We start from the raw sequence: 14,761 nt of genomic DNA on the forward strand, positions 1-14,761 counted from the left end.
CTTCGCGGCACGCAACCACGGCTCTCGGAACCGGCACCCACGCCCGCGCTGGTGTCGGGCACGCGGCTTGCACGTCGTCACCGCTTGCCGGAGCATGGGCCCATGGACCGCGCAGCGGAACACCGGGCGCTGGGAGAGGTGCGGCACCCCCTCGAGGAGCCCTTCTCACAGCCACACCCGGATGTTGTAGCCGCTGCTGTGCGACTCGCCCACTCCGAGCTCGGCGGGCCGGTGCGAGACTTCGTGCCGGTGCTCGTCGAGCGCGCGGCCCGCGACCGTCTCGCGTTCGCGGAACCACGGCCGCCGACCGGCTTCCGTCCTGGCGTCGAGGAAGATGGGGCCACCGCGGAGTCGCTGGCCCCGGCCGACCGTTGACCGACCTCCCCAGCGCACTCGTCGATGCCGACGACGTCGCCGATGCCGCCGCGCACGCGGTCGTCGTGTGGCGCGCCGAGGTCCCTCGAGCGGTGGCGCCCTGCGACCTCGAGACGCTGAGCCCCCCCGAGCGCCTTCGGGTCCACACGGCAGGGAGCCCGGAGGTGGCGGTCCGACGCGCGACCGCGTACGCCCTGACCCGGCGTGCGGTCGGGCAGGTGCTGGCAGGGCGGCCGGCGGACGTCGGGCTCGACCGGACCTGTCCCCGCTGCGGGCAGACCCACGGCCGCCCGCGGGTGGAGAGGGATGCCGGGCTGCACCTGTCCGTCTCCCACGCGCGACCCGCGGGCGACGGTCGCGAGGCGGCACCGGTCGTGGTCGTCGCCGTCACCCGGCTGGCTCCCGTGGGGATCGACCTGCTCTTCGCGGCCGAGACCGCGTTCGCGGGGTTCGACGCCGTCGCGCGGCACCCCGACGACGCCGCCTCCCCGGACGACGAGTCGCGCGCCCGTCTGTGGGCGCGCAAGGAGGCGGCCCTCAAGGCGATCGGCACAGGTCTGGACATAGACCCGGCTTCCTTCCCAGCGCCGTGCCCGGGGGCCGTGACGGGGATCGGACCCGACCGCGTACCCGTGGCGCTCGCGGACCTCGAGCTCGGCGGCGCGGCGGGCCTTGCCAGCTCGGACCCGAGAGGTCTGGTTGGCGCGGTGGCGCTGGCGCGGGACGCCCCCTCCGTGCCGGTGGTGATGGCACCGACGGCGTCGGCGCGTGTGCTCGTGGATCGGTCAGGGCAGGTTGGGCACAGGTCGCGCGTCGAGCCAGGCGGCCAGGAGCCGGCGAACGCCTGACGGGTCGGCGGAGGCCCGGGCTGCCTGGTCGACGAACGCGTGGGTGCACACCGTGCCGTCCGTATGCGTGGCCGTCCACTCGCGGAGCAGGCCGAAGAACGCGGCGTCGCCGACCTGCGTCCGCAGGGCGTGGAGGGCAAGGGCGCCGCGCTTGTAGACACGGTCGTCGAACATGTCGCGCGGGCCGGGGTCGGTCAGGACGAGGTCCTGCGGCAGCCGGTCGAGCCCGGCATGGTGCTCCCTCGCACTCACATCCGCCGGCACGCCGTCGGCGACCTCGGCCCACAGCCACTCGGCGTAGCAGGCGAAGCCCTCGTGGAGCCAGATGTCGCTCCAGGTGCCGAGCGTCAGACTGTTGCCGAACCACTGGTGCGCCAGCTCGTGCGCGACGAGCCGCTCGTGGCGCCGGTCGCCCCGGAGCCAGTTCGCGCCGAAGGTCGCCATGCCCTGGGCCTCGAGCGGGATGTCGAGGTCGTCCGCCGTCACGACGACGGTGTAGTCGGGGAAGGGGTAGGGACCGAACCGGTCGGACAGGACGGTCACCATCGCGGGCAGCCTGGCCAGCTCGTGCGCGGCGTCGGGGGCGTGCTCGTCGTCGACCAGGAGGCGGATGCGTACGGGCCCCTCGGCGAGCAGGTGCTCGGTGTAGCGACCCACGTGGACCGCCGTGAGGTAGGTCGCGGTCGGGTGCCTCTGCTCGAAGACGCGCCGTGTGCGGCTGCCGCGCACGCGCAGGTCGGTGAGCACGCCCGTGGCGGTCACGGTGAAGGGGGAGTCGCACTCCATGGTGATGCGGTAGGTCGACTTGGAGCTGGGATGGTCGTTGCAGGGGAACCACGTCGGGGCACCGGTCGGTTGCGAGGCGACGAGGGCCCCCTCGGCCAGCTCCTCCCAGCCCAGCGGGCCCCAGCGGGTCGGCGTCGGCCCCGGGGTCCCCGCGTACGCCACCACCACCTCGGTGGCCGCGCCGGCCTCCAGGGGCCGGGGGAGCCGAACCGTCACGACGTCGCCGCGGTGCCTCCACTTCGCGGGGGAGCCGTCGACGGCGACCTTGCCGATGCGCAGGCCCACGAGGTCGAGCCGGAGCCTCTCGACACGCACGAGGGCCCGGACCGTGAGGGTGGCCCGTCCGCCGAGGCGGTTGCTCGAGACGCGGTAGTCGAGGTCCAGGTCGTAGTGCTCGACGCGGTAGCAGGGGTCGCCACGTTCGGGGGTGTAGGGGTCGAGGACCAGGGCGTCGGGGCGGCCGGCACGGGCGGGGAAGGTCCCCATTCAGGGGCCCCGCTTCTCGCGCCACGGGGCGATGGGGTTGCCCGTCCAGCGGCTGCCGGCCGGCACGTCCTCACCGCGCAGCACCAGCGAGCCGGGCCCCACCGTGGCAGCGGTCGAGATCGAGGCCGCCGGCAGGATGACTCCGTGGGGTCCGAGCGTGGCGCCCTGGCCGAGGGTCACGGTGTCCATGCTCATGATCCGATCATGGAACAGGTGCGTCTGCAGCACGCACCCCCTGTTGACGGTGGCGCCGTCTCCCAGGCTGACGAGGTCGGCCTCGGGGAGCCAGTACGTCTCGCACCACACGCCGTGGCCGATCCGGGCGCCGAGGGTGCGCAGCCACACGTTGATCGCCGGGGTGCCGGTCGCGGTCCACGCGAACCACGGCCCGGCGACCATCTCGACGAACGCGTCCACGACCTCGTTGCGCCACACGAAGGAGCTCCACAACGGGTGCTCGACGACGGGGATGCGCCCGACGAGGACCCACTTCGCCAACGTCGTGACCGCCGCCGCCACGGCCCCGGCGAACGCCAGGACGAGCCCTCCGAGCAGCGCTGCGGCCAGCCAGCCCCCGCGGAGCGCCACCGCCTCCACGACCGCGAGCACGCCGAGGGCCAAGGCGACGGTCACCATGACGGGGACCATGCGACACAGCTCCACGAGGGCACGGAACACCTTGAGCCGCACGGGCGGCTGGAACGTGCGCTCGTCATCCGTGCCCTGGGGCGCCCGTCGCAGCCGCACCGGCGGGCTGCCCAGCCAGCTCGAGCCGGCCTTGGACTTGGGCGGAGCCGCGGAGAGCACCGCCACGAGGCCGTACTTCGGCACCCGCCGCCCCGGCGCTGTCATGCCGCTGTTGCCCAGGAAGGAGCGCTTGCCGATCTTGACCGGGGCGATGTGCATCCACCCACGCGCCATCTCGTAGCTCGCGACCATCGTGTCGTCGGCGAGGAAGGCCCCGCTCGCGACGGTCGTCATCGACGGCAGGAGCAGCACCGTCGAGGCCTCGACGTCGCGGCCCACCCGGGCGCCGAGCAACCTCAGCCACACGGGGGTGAAGAGGCTCGCGTAGAGCGGGAAGAGCAGGGTGCGGGCCTGGTCGAGCAGACGTTCGGTGAACCAGACCTGCCAGCCGACGCGGCTGCGCACGGCGTGGAAGCCCTCGCGCAGCCCGATGGCAAGCAACCGCACGAGCATGAGGGTCAGCAGCGCGAGGCCCACCTCGCCGGTGACCGTGACGACCGGCACCCAGGCCAGGGCTGTGGTGGCTGCGTCACCGGGCCCGGTCGTGCCCCGGAGTGAGCGCGCGAGCAGCAGCAGCGCGGGCGCCACCGCGACGAAAGGCAGCAGCGACAGCAGGACGCCAGACACGGCATACACCCACAGCCAGGCGAATCCCCGCGGCGCGCGCTCGTTCGGGTAGCCCAGCTCGACGGGGTGGTGGACCCGGCGCGCGGGGGAGCCCGCCACGACGCGTCCGGCGGGGACGGAGGCCAGCACGGTCGAGCCGGCCTCGACGACGGCGCCGCGGCCGATGTGCACGTCGGGGCCGATCGTGCTGCGGGCTCCCACGACGGCGTCGCGGCCGATGTGGATCGTTCCGACGTGCACGACGTCGCCGTCCATCCAGTAGCCCGACAGGTCGACCTCCGGCTCGATGCTCGCGCCGTCGCCGATCCGCAGCAGGCCGGTGACCGGTGGCACGGTGTGCAGGTCCACCCCCTCGCCGATCGCCGCCCCGAGCAGGCGCGCGTAGTAGGCGATCCATGGTGCGCCGGCCATCGTCACCGCGCCCATGGCGTCGGCGAAGCGCTCGGCGGCCCACAGTCGCATCTGCACCGAGCCGCCGCGCGGGTAGGAGCCCGGTCGGAGCCCGCGCAGCAGGAGGCGGCAGGCGAGTGCCGTGATGCCCATGCGGCCGACGGGGGTCACGAACGCAAGGATCCCGATGCCGAGCAGCCACCACGAGACGGGGCGTGGCCACGTCGCCAGCCCGGTCGCGCGCAGCAGCTCGGTGGCCACGGCCAGCCCGATGAGCCACTGCAGCCCCTTGACGGTCAGGAGGACCACCGAGATGAGCGTCTGCATCAGCTGGGTGCGCCGGGGGATACGCCGCACCGTGCGCGTGGTCCCGACCGAGATGCCGTCCGTCGGCGCGAACGACTCGAGCAGCTCGACCTGGGCTCCGAGCCGGGGGTGGGCGTGGACATCGGCCACGGTGACCGTGGGGTAGCGCTCACGCAGGAGCGAGACGAGCCGGGCCGAGGAGAGGCTGCCGCCACCGAGGGCGAAGAAGTCGGCGTCGGTCGAGGTCACGGACGTGCCGAGGACGTAGGACCAGTGGCCGGCGACCCAGGCCTCGATGCCCTCGAGCGCGTCGCCGTCGGGGGCGCCGATGTCCCTTTGCCGGCCCTGGCGGTCCGGCAGCGGCCACGGCAGGGCGGCGCGGTCGACCTTGCCCGAGGTACGCGTCGGGATGCTCTCCACCTCGGCGAGGACCGGGACGAGCGCAGCCGGGAGCTCCTCGCGCAGCCGCCCTCGGGCGGCCGTGAGGTCCAGCGTCTCGGCGCCGCCCCCCACGAGGTAGCCCACGAGCACCTGGCCGCCGGCCGGCGTGGTGTGGACGGCCGCTGCGGCAGCAGCGACGCCGGGCAGGGACTGCAGGGCCGCATCGATCTCGCCGAGCTCGATGCGCCGTCCACCGAGCTTCACCTGCTCGTCGGCCCGCCCCACGAAGACGAGGCCTCTCGGATCATTGACGACGAGATCGCCTGAGCGGTAGGCGCGTTGCCAGCCGAGGGTCGGCATCGCGGCATACTTCTCGGCGTCCTTGGCGGGGTCGAGGTAGCGCGCCAGCCCGACCCCACCGATGATGAGCTGGCCTGTCTCGCCCTCCGCCACGGGCCGGTCGTCCGAGTCGACGACCGCGAGGTCCCACCCGTCGAGGGGCAGTCCGATCCGGATCGGCGCTGAGCCGTCGAGGCGGGCGGCGCACGCCACCACTGTCGCCTCGGTGGGCCCGTAGGTGTTCCACACCTCCCGCCCGGGGATCGCCAGCCGCGCGCCGAGCTCGGGCGGGCAGGCCTCGCCGCCGAAGATCAGCAGGCGCACCGACTCCAGCGCCTCCACCGGCCAGAGCGCTGCCAGCGTCGGGACGGTGGACACGACGGTGATGTCCTGCGCTACGAGCCAGGGCCCGAGGTCCTGCCCCGTCCGGACGAGGGAGCGGGGCGCCGGGACGAGGCAGGCCCCGTGGCGCCAGGCCAGCCACATCTCCTCGCACGACGCGTCGAAGGCCACCGACAGGCCGGCGAGGACGCGGTCACTGGGACCGACCGGGTTGTGCTGCAGAAAGATCCGCGCCTCCGCGTCGACGAAGGCAGCCGCCGAGCGGTGCGTCACGGCCACCCCCTTCGGCACTCCGGTGGAGCCCGAGGTGAAGATGACCCATGCGTCGAGCCCCGCGTCGACCGTGGCGCTGGCGGGTACGCGACCAGGTGCGGCCGCCGAGGCGTTGCCGACGGCGCGGAGGCGGCGCCTCGCCCCGATGACCACGCGTACACCGGCCTCCCCGAAGACCAGGTCGGCGCGCTCCTGGGGGTCGTCGGCGTCGACCGGTACGTAGGCCGCGCCGGCGAAGAGCGCTCCGAGGATCGCGACGTAGAGGTCCACGGAGCCGGACGGCGCGCGTACGCCGACGCGGTCGCCGGGTCCAACGCCGGCCTCTGCGAGCTCCTCCGCGACGGACTGTGCAGCGTCACCGAGCTCGGTGTAGGTGAGCACCGTGCTGGTGTCGTCCACGGCCGGTGCGTTCGGATGGGCCGCAGCGGTCGCCCGCAACACGTCCACGAGCGAGCGCGGCTCGGGGGCGCGTGCTGCGGCATGAAGGGGTCCGGCCACCGGGTCTCCTTGCGTCAAGGGCTCTACCGTCGACGGTAGAGCCTCCAGGTCAACGAGACACGTCGCGCCTGCGATGTGCATGTCTGCCCGCCCGGCATTCGGGCAGTGTTCACTCCCGGGCCACTGGCTGTGGAGGGCTCTGTCAGGCGCATACGAAAACCACAAAAGCCTTCCCGCGGCGGCGGAACGCTCTTCGAGGCTCATGGGTGGCCTCTCTTCCCGAGGGCTCTGTCGGGGTCATGCTCTCGAGGAATGCTTCGCCGACGACCGAAGCTTCTGGATCTGCGCGTCTTTGACCTCGATCGCCTTGTCCTGCTTGGCGATCTGCGCGTCCTTGTCGGCCAGCGCACGGCGATGCGTCGCGCCGGTGACCAGGCGGTCGGTGGCGAGCATCCAGTAGAGGCCAATCAGCATGACGACGGGGCCGCCGAACTGGAGCAGCTGGGGAGGCAGGTCCACGGTGCCTCCTTCAGTCCACAGCGCGGCCGGACGCCAGGCGCGCCAACCACAGGAGCGAGTCGTAGGTGGTCACGGTCGACTCGTCGTCCGCCGTGCGCTGCACGGTGAGCTGGGCGATCGCCTGCAGGATCTGCTCCTGCCGCGCGGTGACCAGAACACCTGGACGGTGACGGTGCGGCCGTGGATGCCCATGAGGCCCGGGGCGCAGCTGGTGGTGGTGACGCTGGGGACACATCTGCCCGACAGCGTCCGCCGCATCATGATCGGTTCCACTGAGGTCTCCTTGAGTCGTGAGGGCCGGCCTGGTGTGGTGCCGGGTCAGGCGACGGTGCTTGCGGTTGGCACGGACGTGGTCATCCAGCGCCGCGCACTCGACGCGCGCTCGGCGCGCGCCAGGTTGCCGACCGGGACCGTGGAGTGCCGACGAGTCGGTAGACGGTGGACCGCGCGGCCCGGAGCTGGGCGGCCACTTCCGGGATCTTCAGTGATGGCGGTGCCCTGCGTGGGTGGCCGCCCATAGACAGAAGGTAGCCCCGTAGGACAGCATAGGACGGCATCGGACAGTTCCCGTGATCATACCGTTACCTCGGGTGGCCACACGGGCTGGTAACGGTCCGCGCCGCGACGCGGTAGGACAGTATGAGTCACCACGCGACACCATGGGAGTTTGCAAGCATGACACTTGACCGCAAGATCATCGGCGCCATCGTCGAGCGGCAGATGCGCCGCACTCGCACCCTCGGTTCCTGGCCTGCCCTCGAGCGCGCCTCCGGCGTCTCCCGCTCGACCCTCTATCGCATCCGGGACGCCGACCCACGCGTCGAGGCCGCCACGTTCGAGCGCGTCGGCGCCGCCCTCGGCCTGCCCTACGACGCGCTCATCACCGCAGCCACGCACGACCTGGACGGGCTCGTTGAGCTCGGAGTCGACCATGAACTCGTGCACTGGGTCGGTAAAGAGATAGCCAAGGCTGCCTCCGAATCGCTCCCCGATGTCGGCAATGCGATCTAGCGTCACAAAGAGGACATCCACCCCTTAGGTGTCCGGCCAGGGAAAGAGTCGGGGGACGACCGATGTTTGGCACTTGCAGGACGTACTGGATCGCGGCGGGCGTATCGGCCTTGCTCGGAGTCGTCGTCGTCTGGAGTCACTTCGACGTCGAGGAGGCCTGGTTCTTCATCGGGCTGACCCTTTTGCTGTGCAGCGGGCAGTGCATCAATGGCGGCCTGGTGTCGAAGCGCTCTCATACGCTCGACGAGGAGTTCGACGCGGGGTACCGCGTGGGATACCGGGCGGGACGCCGCCGACGCGCGCCGCACTTCGTCCACCTCGAGGACAGGAGGCACGACACCGGCCTGTCGAAAGCTCCTCTCGGGCTCGTGGCAGGCGACCACCGTACGCCTCCCCGACGGCCGTCGACGCACCACGACTGACCCGCTCAAAGGCGTGTGCGGGGCCCTTGCCGAGGACGCCGATGCGCATGCCCGACCCCCGAAAGGCCTGGCCTGGCAGGCAATGGCTGTTTCGTCTCACGTTCTGGGCGCAGTCCAGCACGCCCGACGACGGGCATCAGGCAGAAGCCGCCTCCTGACCTCTGAGAACACGGCCGACGGGGTCCTGCGGCCCGAACCTTCCGCAGCGCGTCAATGGCCGCGACCGAGCTGCTCGCGGCGTGTGCGGACGTTGCTTGGGTGCCGGCAGCGTGATGGGCGAACCGTCCGGAGAGCTCGGCCTCGTCGCGATGCCAGCCGCTCAGATCTGCTGCTGCACGGGCTCGGAGGCGAAGAGGTTGAGGCCGAGCCGCTCGGAGAGGAACTTCGTGACGAGTTGGCCGCGCACGCTGTTGCCGGCGGGATCCAGCGGGGGCGAGAAGGTGGCCAGCCCGCCCTTGCCGGGAGAGACGGTGACGATGCCTCCGCTGACGCCGCTCTTGCCCGGTACGCCGATCTCGTAGAGCCAGTCTCCGGAGAGCTCGTACAGTCCGGCGGTTGCCATCACGGCGAGCACGCGCCGGCACACGCCTCGGACTACGACGCGTTCCTGCGTCTGCGGATTGACGCCGCCGTTGGCCAGGGTTGCCGCCATCACGGCGAGGTCGTGGACGGTCACCTCGAGGGAGCACTGTCGGGTGTAGACGTCGGTGGCCTCGTCGGGGTCGAAGTACAGGCTGCCGTAGCTGTTCAGCAGGTGCGCGATCCCCTGGTTGCGCATGTTGGAGCTCGACTCGGAGGCGTACACCTCTTCGTTGACCCTCAGGTCTCGGCCGGCGAAGCGCGACAGGCCCTTGCGGATCTGTTCGAACTTCTCGTCCGCGGTCGTGCCCGGTACGAGGCTGGTGGTGGCGATCGCGCCGGCGTTGACGAGCGGATTCATTGTCCGGTGGTCATTCAGCTCGATGGCCATGAGCGAGTTGAAGGGGAACCCCGTGCTGTTCACACCGAGTCGGCGCCGTGCCGTGTCGGAGCCCACCGCGTCGGCCACCAGAGCGAAGACGAACGGCTTGGAGACGCTCTGGATCGAGAAGCCCACGTCCACGTCCCCGATCTCGAAGGACCGGCCCCGAGCGCCGACCACGCAGATTCCGAACAGGGCAGGCGATGCCGCGGCCAGCACGGGGATGTAGTCGGCGACGTGGCCTTCCTTCGTGCCTCGATAGCGTTGGTAGGCCTCGGTGACGAGCTCTTGCACCTCCTCGGACCGGGGCAGTTCGCCGGTGGAGACCCGGGGCGGTGTCGTCGTCTCGTCGAAGGGGAGCCTCTGGTGCATCGAGAGCTGTGTCACGAGGTCCTGCCTGTCCTTTGAGCGGTCCGTCAGCCGAGCAGTGTCCCGTCTGCGGCGCCGGACGGCTTGGGGTCGGGCCTGCGGAACATGCGGAAGGAGTTGAGCAGCCCAAGCAGCGCAGCGAGGATCGGCACCAACAGCGCGGCTTGCAGGGCCCGGGGCCTCGCGTCGGTGTTGATTCGAAGGACCTCGGCCTGGAGCTGCGGTGGCTGGCCCGTGAGCTGCTGCTGGAGGGCGGTGTTGCTCATCACCTCGGCGTCCTCCTCGAGCGCCGCGGCGACCTGCTGCTGCTGTGCGGACGACAGCACGGTGCTCGACTGCGCCATGTTGGTGAAGGTGAACGACAGCGCCGCGAGCATGATCGCGCCCGCGAACGCGAGCCCGAACGAGAGCCCGAAGGACCCACCTGCCGAGTTCACCCCGGCCGCTTCGCTGACCCGCTCTTCGGTGATCGGCGAGAGGGTGTAGTTGTTCAGCTGGGACACCAGCAGGCCCAATCCGGAACCGGCGACCAGCAGCGGAAGCGTCAGCGCCCAGCCGGACTGCGCGCGTGGTACGACCGGGACCAGCGCCAGCATCCCGAGCAGGAGCAGGAAGAACCCGACGCGGATGATGCCGGCCGGTCGCCGGTTGCCGGACCGCTTTCCGGCAAGCATGGCGATCGCGAACATGCTCAGCGACAGGGGCGCGATCGACAAGCCGGACTGCAGGGCGTTGTACTCGAGCACCATCTGCAGGTAGATGGGGAGGGCGATCATGGTGCCGCCCAGGGCGATCTGCTGCATCATCTGGGCTGAGACGCCGAGCCGGAACGCCTTGGAGGTGAACAGATCGGGGTCGAGCAGTGCCGCTTGCCCCCGGCTCTTGCGCCGTCGCAGCCAGTACGCCAGGCCGGCGAGGGCGCCGCCTCCGAGCAGGAGCAGGGCCAGCACGAACCCGCCGCCCTCCTGCCAGACCAGGATGCCCAGCACGAGGCCGCCCATCCCCACGACGGACAGCGCCGAGCCGACGAGGTCGATCCGGCGTTCTCCCGTGTACGGGACGTCCTTGACGAGCCCGACCCCTGAGAGCACGACGGCGATGATCAGGGCCTCCAGCAGGAAGCCAACGCGCCAGGACAGGAACGTCGTGATGAGACCTCCGAGCAGCGGTCCGACGGCGGCCGCGATCGCCGCCGCGGCGCCGACGAGCGCATAAACGCGCTTCTGCGCAGCCCCCTCGAAGTTGCCGTGGATCAGGGACTGCATCGCCGGTAGCAGCAGGGACGCGCCGATGCCGCCGATCATCGCCCAGAAGACGATGATCGCCGCGAGACCCTGGGCCACGGTCATGGCGACCGCGCCAACGGCGTACCCGAGCAGCCCTAGGATGTAGGCGCGCTTGCGCCCGAAGAGGTCACCGACCTTGCTGCCGATGAGGATGAACGCCGCGGAGACCAGTGCCTCGAGCGCGATGGCGGACTGCACGCCGCTGACCGTCGTGTCGAGATCGTGCACGACCGCCGAGATCGAGACGTTCATCAGCGAGGTGTCGACGACCAGGACGAACATCGCCATCGCGAGCAGAACGGCGAGCCGGCCGTTGAAGGCCACCCCCGACGGCTTGCCACTCTTTGCTTCCACGGCCACCCGCATCACCGCTCACACGTCGCGAGGCATGACCGCGGAGCCTTGGTCGCTTCCTGCCGCCGTCCGTGCCGACCTGGGCTCATCATGGCTCATCGACCTCGCCGCGCGGAGCCGTATCGCCGTACTCGTGCATCCGCCCATGAACGTGGAGGGCGCTGCCCGTGGCTCGGGCCGCCGATGAGCGAACCCGACGGGGCGGTCTCCCCGTGGCAGTCGTGGCGATCTCGGTTCAGGTCTCACCCCCGGCCTTCGTCTCGACCTGAACATCGGACCAAGGCTGGGACCGAGTAGCTTCCGGCGTCGTTCACACGCTGGGACCAGCGCTTCCAGGCGCGCCCGCTCGACCTTTCCAACCGGCCGGCGACCGTGTGGCCGTTCGTCCAATCTGTCAGGCGGTGACGTCCTGGGCGTGGCTGTCGAGCGGGATGATGACGACCTTGCCGCGGATGCTGCCCGCCTCCAGGAGTTGCATGGCGGCCCTTGCCTGGTCCAGCGAGAAGCTGTCGGCCAAAGTAGGGACGAGTCGTTGGGCCTCGAGGTGTTCGGTGAGCAGTTCGAGGTCACTCGCGCGTTCCTTGGCCACAAGCAAAGCGAGGCGCTCCGGGACGAAGAGCGAGACGATGGCGCCACGGAGCTGCCTGCCCATGCCTGTGATGTTTCCGGTGTTCTCGCTGCCGACGAAGACGACGGTGCCCCGGGGCTGCAGGGCGCGGCGCAGGCGCTTGAGAGACGAGCCGCCGCCGATGTCGAGGATCAGGTCGTAGCAACGGGTGCCGTCGGCGAAGTCGTCGTGGGCGTAGTCCAGGACGTGGTCGGCGCCAAGGTTGCGGACGAAGTCGGCCTTGGCGACGCTGGCGACGCCGGTGACCTGGGCGCCGAAGATCTTGGCGAGTTGCACTGCGTAGCTGCCGACGCCGCCAGAGGCGCCGATGACGAGCACTTTCTGACCGGCCTGGATTTTGCCGACGCCCCGCAGCGCCTGCAAGGCCGTGCCTGCGGAGATGGGAACGACGGCGGCCTGGGCGAAGGTGAGGTTGATCGGCTTGTGCGCGAGCTTGCTCTCGGGGCCGACGGCGTACTCGGCGAACGAGCCCGGTGCCACGCCGTAGATCTCGTCGCCGGGGGCGAAGCGGGTCACGGCTGAGCCGACCTTCACGACGGTGCCGGCGACGTCACGCCCGGAGACGGGGTTCTTGGGTCGTCGGATGCCGGTCGCGATCCGCATGGCGTACGGCTTGCCCGTCATGAGGTGTTCGGTGCCGCGGTCGAGGCCGGCGGCGTGCACTCGTATGAGGACCTCGTTGTCGCCGGGTTCCGGGACGTCGACGTCGCCCACTCGGAGGACGTCAGAGCCGCCGTACCGGTCCTGGATGACTGCTTTCATGGTGACTGCCTGTCTGGGGGTCGTCGTGGTCACCATGGTGTGCCTGTCTTTCGCTGGTGGATAGGGCTTTGCGGATTCAGTGCTGTGTGGGCCGATGGTGGTTCCGCGCTCGGTCCGAGCCCGGGCATGCGGTGGATGCGAATGAGGCGTGGTGGAGCTCGTCCGGTGTAGCAGGGCGAGCATGACCACCTCCGACACGCAAGCGCAGCACCAGGTTTCGGACCTGGTGTGCGGGGATGGAGCTGCCCTGAGCGGCGGAGCGAGAGGCCCACCCCAGACCCTGCGGGATGCGGTCAGGACGTGGCGGCCACCCGGGGGAGACCCCAGAAGCGTGTCGCCCACCGGCACGACGAACGCATCGCGGATCGTCACGCCCCTCGCGGCGACCAAACCGACAGCTCTGATGGTCACCGGTCCCGTCGCACGGTTGGTGAGGGGCTGGTTGCCGAAGGCATAGTCGCCGTTCGGTGATGCCGGGAGGCACAAGTCACCGGCATCGCCGCCAAGCGCGAGCACGCCGTCGTCCGGCTCCGCGGGCTGGCAGGCGGCAACCACCACCAGGCCGGTGAGCGCAGCGGCCACCCCGCGGGCGTAGCCAGCCGTCGTCGCGGACGGCGGGCTGAGTCGAGCATGGGGCAACGTATCGGCACGAGCCGCCTACCGAGCGGAGCCGTTCGGGAGCGGCCGGGCGCAGCGTCCGCTGAAAGAGTGCGCTGCCACCACGTTCCTCGCGACGGAGGAGCCGGCGACCCAGGTGCGCGCCCGGCCAGATCATCACCGATCTCGTCGATGTTCCCGGCCGGAGAGCACCCCGGATCCAGATGAGAGGGCGCCCGAACGGTCCTACAGTGCCGGCTATGACGAGGATGGGAACCGACTGGCGGGTGATGGATGGGCTCTTCACAGCTTGGTTCGACGCGCCATCGCTGAGGGAAGGGGCGGCCCTCGTCGTCCGGCTCAGCGAGCTGTCGCCCGCGACGATGGCCGATCTACGGGCGTCCGGCGTGCGCGTGCGCCTCCACTCCGACAGGTACGCCGACGCGGTGTCGACGGCCGCTCGGGATCTCGGACTGCAGGCGAACCCTGCCACGCTGCAGCAGCTGAGCGTGCTGCTCGAGTCCGGCAACCCGCCCGCGGTGACGCAGTTCTGGCGGCGCATGCTCGACTACGCGCCCGCAGAAGACGGCAGCCTGACGGATCCGCTGCACCGCGACCCCACGATGCGGATCCGGAAGTCGCCCCAGCCACGGCCGCTCCGGAACCGCATCCACCTCGACGTGGTGCGTCCCGCCGCGGCAGCACAGCAGGCACGCCCCGGTGAGGCATCGGGACCCTGGGGCGTCTGCCACACCGACCCCGACGGCAACGAGGTCGACTTGGTGCCGGGCGGAGCGCTCGGCGAGGGGACCGGGACGACCGACTGGCAGGAGGTGTGGAGCGCGATGGCCTGCTACCGGGTCACCTCTGCGCAGCAGCAGCGTGACCTGGTCCTCGCAGCAGCGGGACTGGCCGACGACGCGGGTTTCCCGCTGCTCGTCGACCTGCGCCCAGGGCTCGTGGTCCTCGACAGCGGGAAGGACCAGTGGGACCCGGACGCCCACGGACTCGACGTCGAGTTCACCGACCTCGCTCGGCGACTCCAGGCGGTGGCTCGCGAGCTCCGAGCCACTGCTGACCCCGGGCTGCCGCGCCATGTCCAGCTCTTTCTCGACGCCGCAGACGTCGCCACGGTCCGAGCGTTCTGGGTGGCCGCGCTCGGCTACACCGCGGACCGGAGGGCAGGACTGAGCGACATCCATGATCCGCGCCGGCTGAACCCGGTCCTCGTGTTCCAGCAGCTTGATGCCTCGGAGACGGAGCGACGACGGCAGCGCAACCGCATCCACTTCGAGCTCGCAGTTCCGGCGGATCTCGCGCCGACCCGCCTCGACCGGACGGTGGCCGCCGGGGGCCGGCTCCTCGACCAGTCGGAGGGTCGCTGGCTGGTGACCGACCCCGAGGGCAACGAGTTGGTGATCGTCGGCGAAGCCTGAGCTCGCGCCACCCGGGGTCGTCTGACCGAGCCGGCCTCACGTGACCGGCCGGGTGGGTGCGAGGAACTCCGCACGGGA

11 protein-coding genes are annotated in these 14,761 nt (G+C 70.9%); 5 read left to right on the forward strand and 6 right to left on the reverse strand.

Annotation, left to right across the window (positions count from 1 at the left end; translation table 11 throughout):
• Positions 1-102 precede the first annotated feature (102 nt).
• Together ABD194_RS17565 and ABD194_RS17570 are read left to right on the forward strand one after the other, a co-directional pair.
• Positions 103-375, forward strand: a complete 273-nt coding sequence (locus ABD194_RS17565; protein ID WP_343993740.1) for a three-helix bundle dimerization domain-containing protein — start codon at positions 103-105, stop codon at positions 373-375.
• The gene (locus ABD194_RS17570) at positions 372-1,223 is read left to right on the forward strand and encodes a 4'-phosphopantetheinyl transferase family protein (protein ID WP_343993742.1); all 852 of its coding nucleotides are present in this window, start codon (positions 372-374) and stop codon (positions 1,221-1,223) included. Before ABD194_RS17565 ends, ABD194_RS17570 begins: the two co-directional genes overlap by 4 nt.
• On the opposite strand, the gene ABD194_RS17575 is transcribed toward ABD194_RS17570, so the two are convergent.
• From ABD194_RS17575 to ABD194_RS17585, 3 genes are all read right to left on the reverse strand, one after another.
• Positions 1,161-2,495 carry a M1 family metallopeptidase gene (locus ABD194_RS17575; protein WP_343993744.1) on the reverse strand — a complete coding sequence of 445 codons (1,335 nt, stop codon included), beginning with the start codon at positions 2,493-2,495 and terminating at the stop codon, positions 1,161-1,163. The two genes, ABD194_RS17570 and ABD194_RS17575, sit on opposite strands and share 63 nt — an antisense overlap.
• Positions 2,496-6,479, reverse strand: coding sequence for a Pls/PosA family non-ribosomal peptide synthetase (locus tag ABD194_RS17580; RefSeq protein ID WP_425580003.1), 3,984 nt, complete (start codon positions 6,477-6,479; stop codon positions 2,496-2,498). It lies immediately after the preceding gene.
• 156 nt (positions 6,480-6,635) lie between these two features.
• Complete coding sequence (locus ABD194_RS17585; protein ID WP_343993748.1) at positions 6,636-6,857, reverse strand: hypothetical protein; 222 nt, start codon at positions 6,855-6,857, stop codon at positions 6,636-6,638.
• Positions 6,858-7,532: 675 nt separating this feature from the next.
• Between ABD194_RS17585 and ABD194_RS17590 the strand changes: the two genes are divergently transcribed.
• Entirely contained in the window at positions 7,533-7,868 is a 336-nt protein-coding gene (locus tag ABD194_RS17590; RefSeq protein WP_343993750.1) for a hypothetical protein, read from the forward strand.
• Positions 7,869-7,930: 62 nt separating this feature from the next.
• Positions 7,931-8,290 carry a hypothetical protein gene (locus tag ABD194_RS17595; protein WP_343993752.1) on the forward strand — a complete coding sequence of 120 codons (360 nt, stop codon included), beginning with the start codon at positions 7,931-7,933 and terminating at the stop codon, positions 8,288-8,290.
• Positions 8,291-8,609: 319 nt separating this feature from the next.
• On the opposite strand, the gene glsA is transcribed toward ABD194_RS17595, so the two are convergent.
• From glsA to ABD194_RS17610, 3 genes are all read right to left on the reverse strand, one after another.
• The gene (glsA, locus tag ABD194_RS17600) at positions 8,610-9,623 is read right to left on the reverse strand and encodes a glutaminase A (RefSeq protein WP_343993754.1); all 1,014 of its coding nucleotides are present in this window, start codon (positions 9,621-9,623) and stop codon (positions 8,610-8,612) included.
• Positions 9,624-9,667: 44 nt separating this feature from the next.
• Positions 9,668-11,272, reverse strand: a complete 1,605-nt coding sequence (locus ABD194_RS17605) for an MFS transporter (RefSeq protein WP_425580022.1) — start codon at positions 11,270-11,272, stop codon at positions 9,668-9,670.
• A 382-nt stretch (positions 11,273-11,654) separates the two neighbouring features.
• Positions 11,655-13,232 carry an NAD(P)-dependent alcohol dehydrogenase gene (locus ABD194_RS17610; RefSeq protein ID WP_343993756.1) on the reverse strand — a complete coding sequence of 526 codons (1,578 nt, stop codon included), beginning with the start codon at positions 13,230-13,232 and terminating at the stop codon, positions 11,655-11,657.
• Positions 13,233-13,507: 275 nt separating this feature from the next.
• Between ABD194_RS17610 and ABD194_RS17615 the strand changes: the two genes are divergently transcribed.
• On the forward strand, positions 13,508-14,683 hold the full coding sequence (locus tag ABD194_RS17615; protein ID WP_343993758.1) for a VOC family protein: 1,176 nt from the start codon (positions 13,508-13,510) through the stop codon (positions 14,681-14,683).
• The last annotated feature ends 78 nt before the right edge of the window (positions 14,684-14,761 follow it).

Origin of the sequence: Terrabacter terrae (genome assembly GCF_039529575.1) — a bacterium.
In the GTDB taxonomy this organism is placed as follows: domain Bacteria; phylum Actinomycetota; class Actinomycetes; order Actinomycetales; family Dermatophilaceae; genus Terrabacter; species Terrabacter terrae.

Coding starts and splice junctions, on each gene's coding strand:
- ABD194_RS17575 (WP_343993744.1), bottom strand. CDS start 2,495: ATGGGGACCTTCCCCGCCCGTGCCGGCCGCCCCGACGCCCTGGTCCTC.
- ABD194_RS17595 (WP_343993752.1), top strand. CDS start 7,931: ATGTTTGGCACTTGCAGGACGTACTGGATCGCGGCGGGCGTATCGGCC.
- ABD194_RS17565 (WP_343993740.1), top strand. CDS start 103: ATGGACCGCGCAGCGGAACACCGGGCGCTGGGAGAGGTGCGGCACCCC.
- ABD194_RS17580 (WP_425580003.1), bottom strand. CDS start 6,479: ATGCACATCGCAGGCGCGACGTGTCTCGTTGACCTGGAGGCTCTACCG.
- ABD194_RS17615 (WP_343993758.1), top strand. CDS start 13,508: ATGACGAGGATGGGAACCGACTGGCGGGTGATGGATGGGCTCTTCACA.
- ABD194_RS17605 (WP_425580022.1), bottom strand. CDS start 11,272: ATGCGGGTGGCCGTGGAAGCAAAGAGTGGCAAGCCGTCGGGGGTGGCC.
- glsA (WP_343993754.1), bottom strand. CDS start 9,623: ATGCACCAGAGGCTCCCCTTCGACGAGACGACGACACCGCCCCGGGTC.
- ABD194_RS17590 (WP_343993750.1), top strand. CDS start 7,533: ATGACACTTGACCGCAAGATCATCGGCGCCATCGTCGAGCGGCAGATG.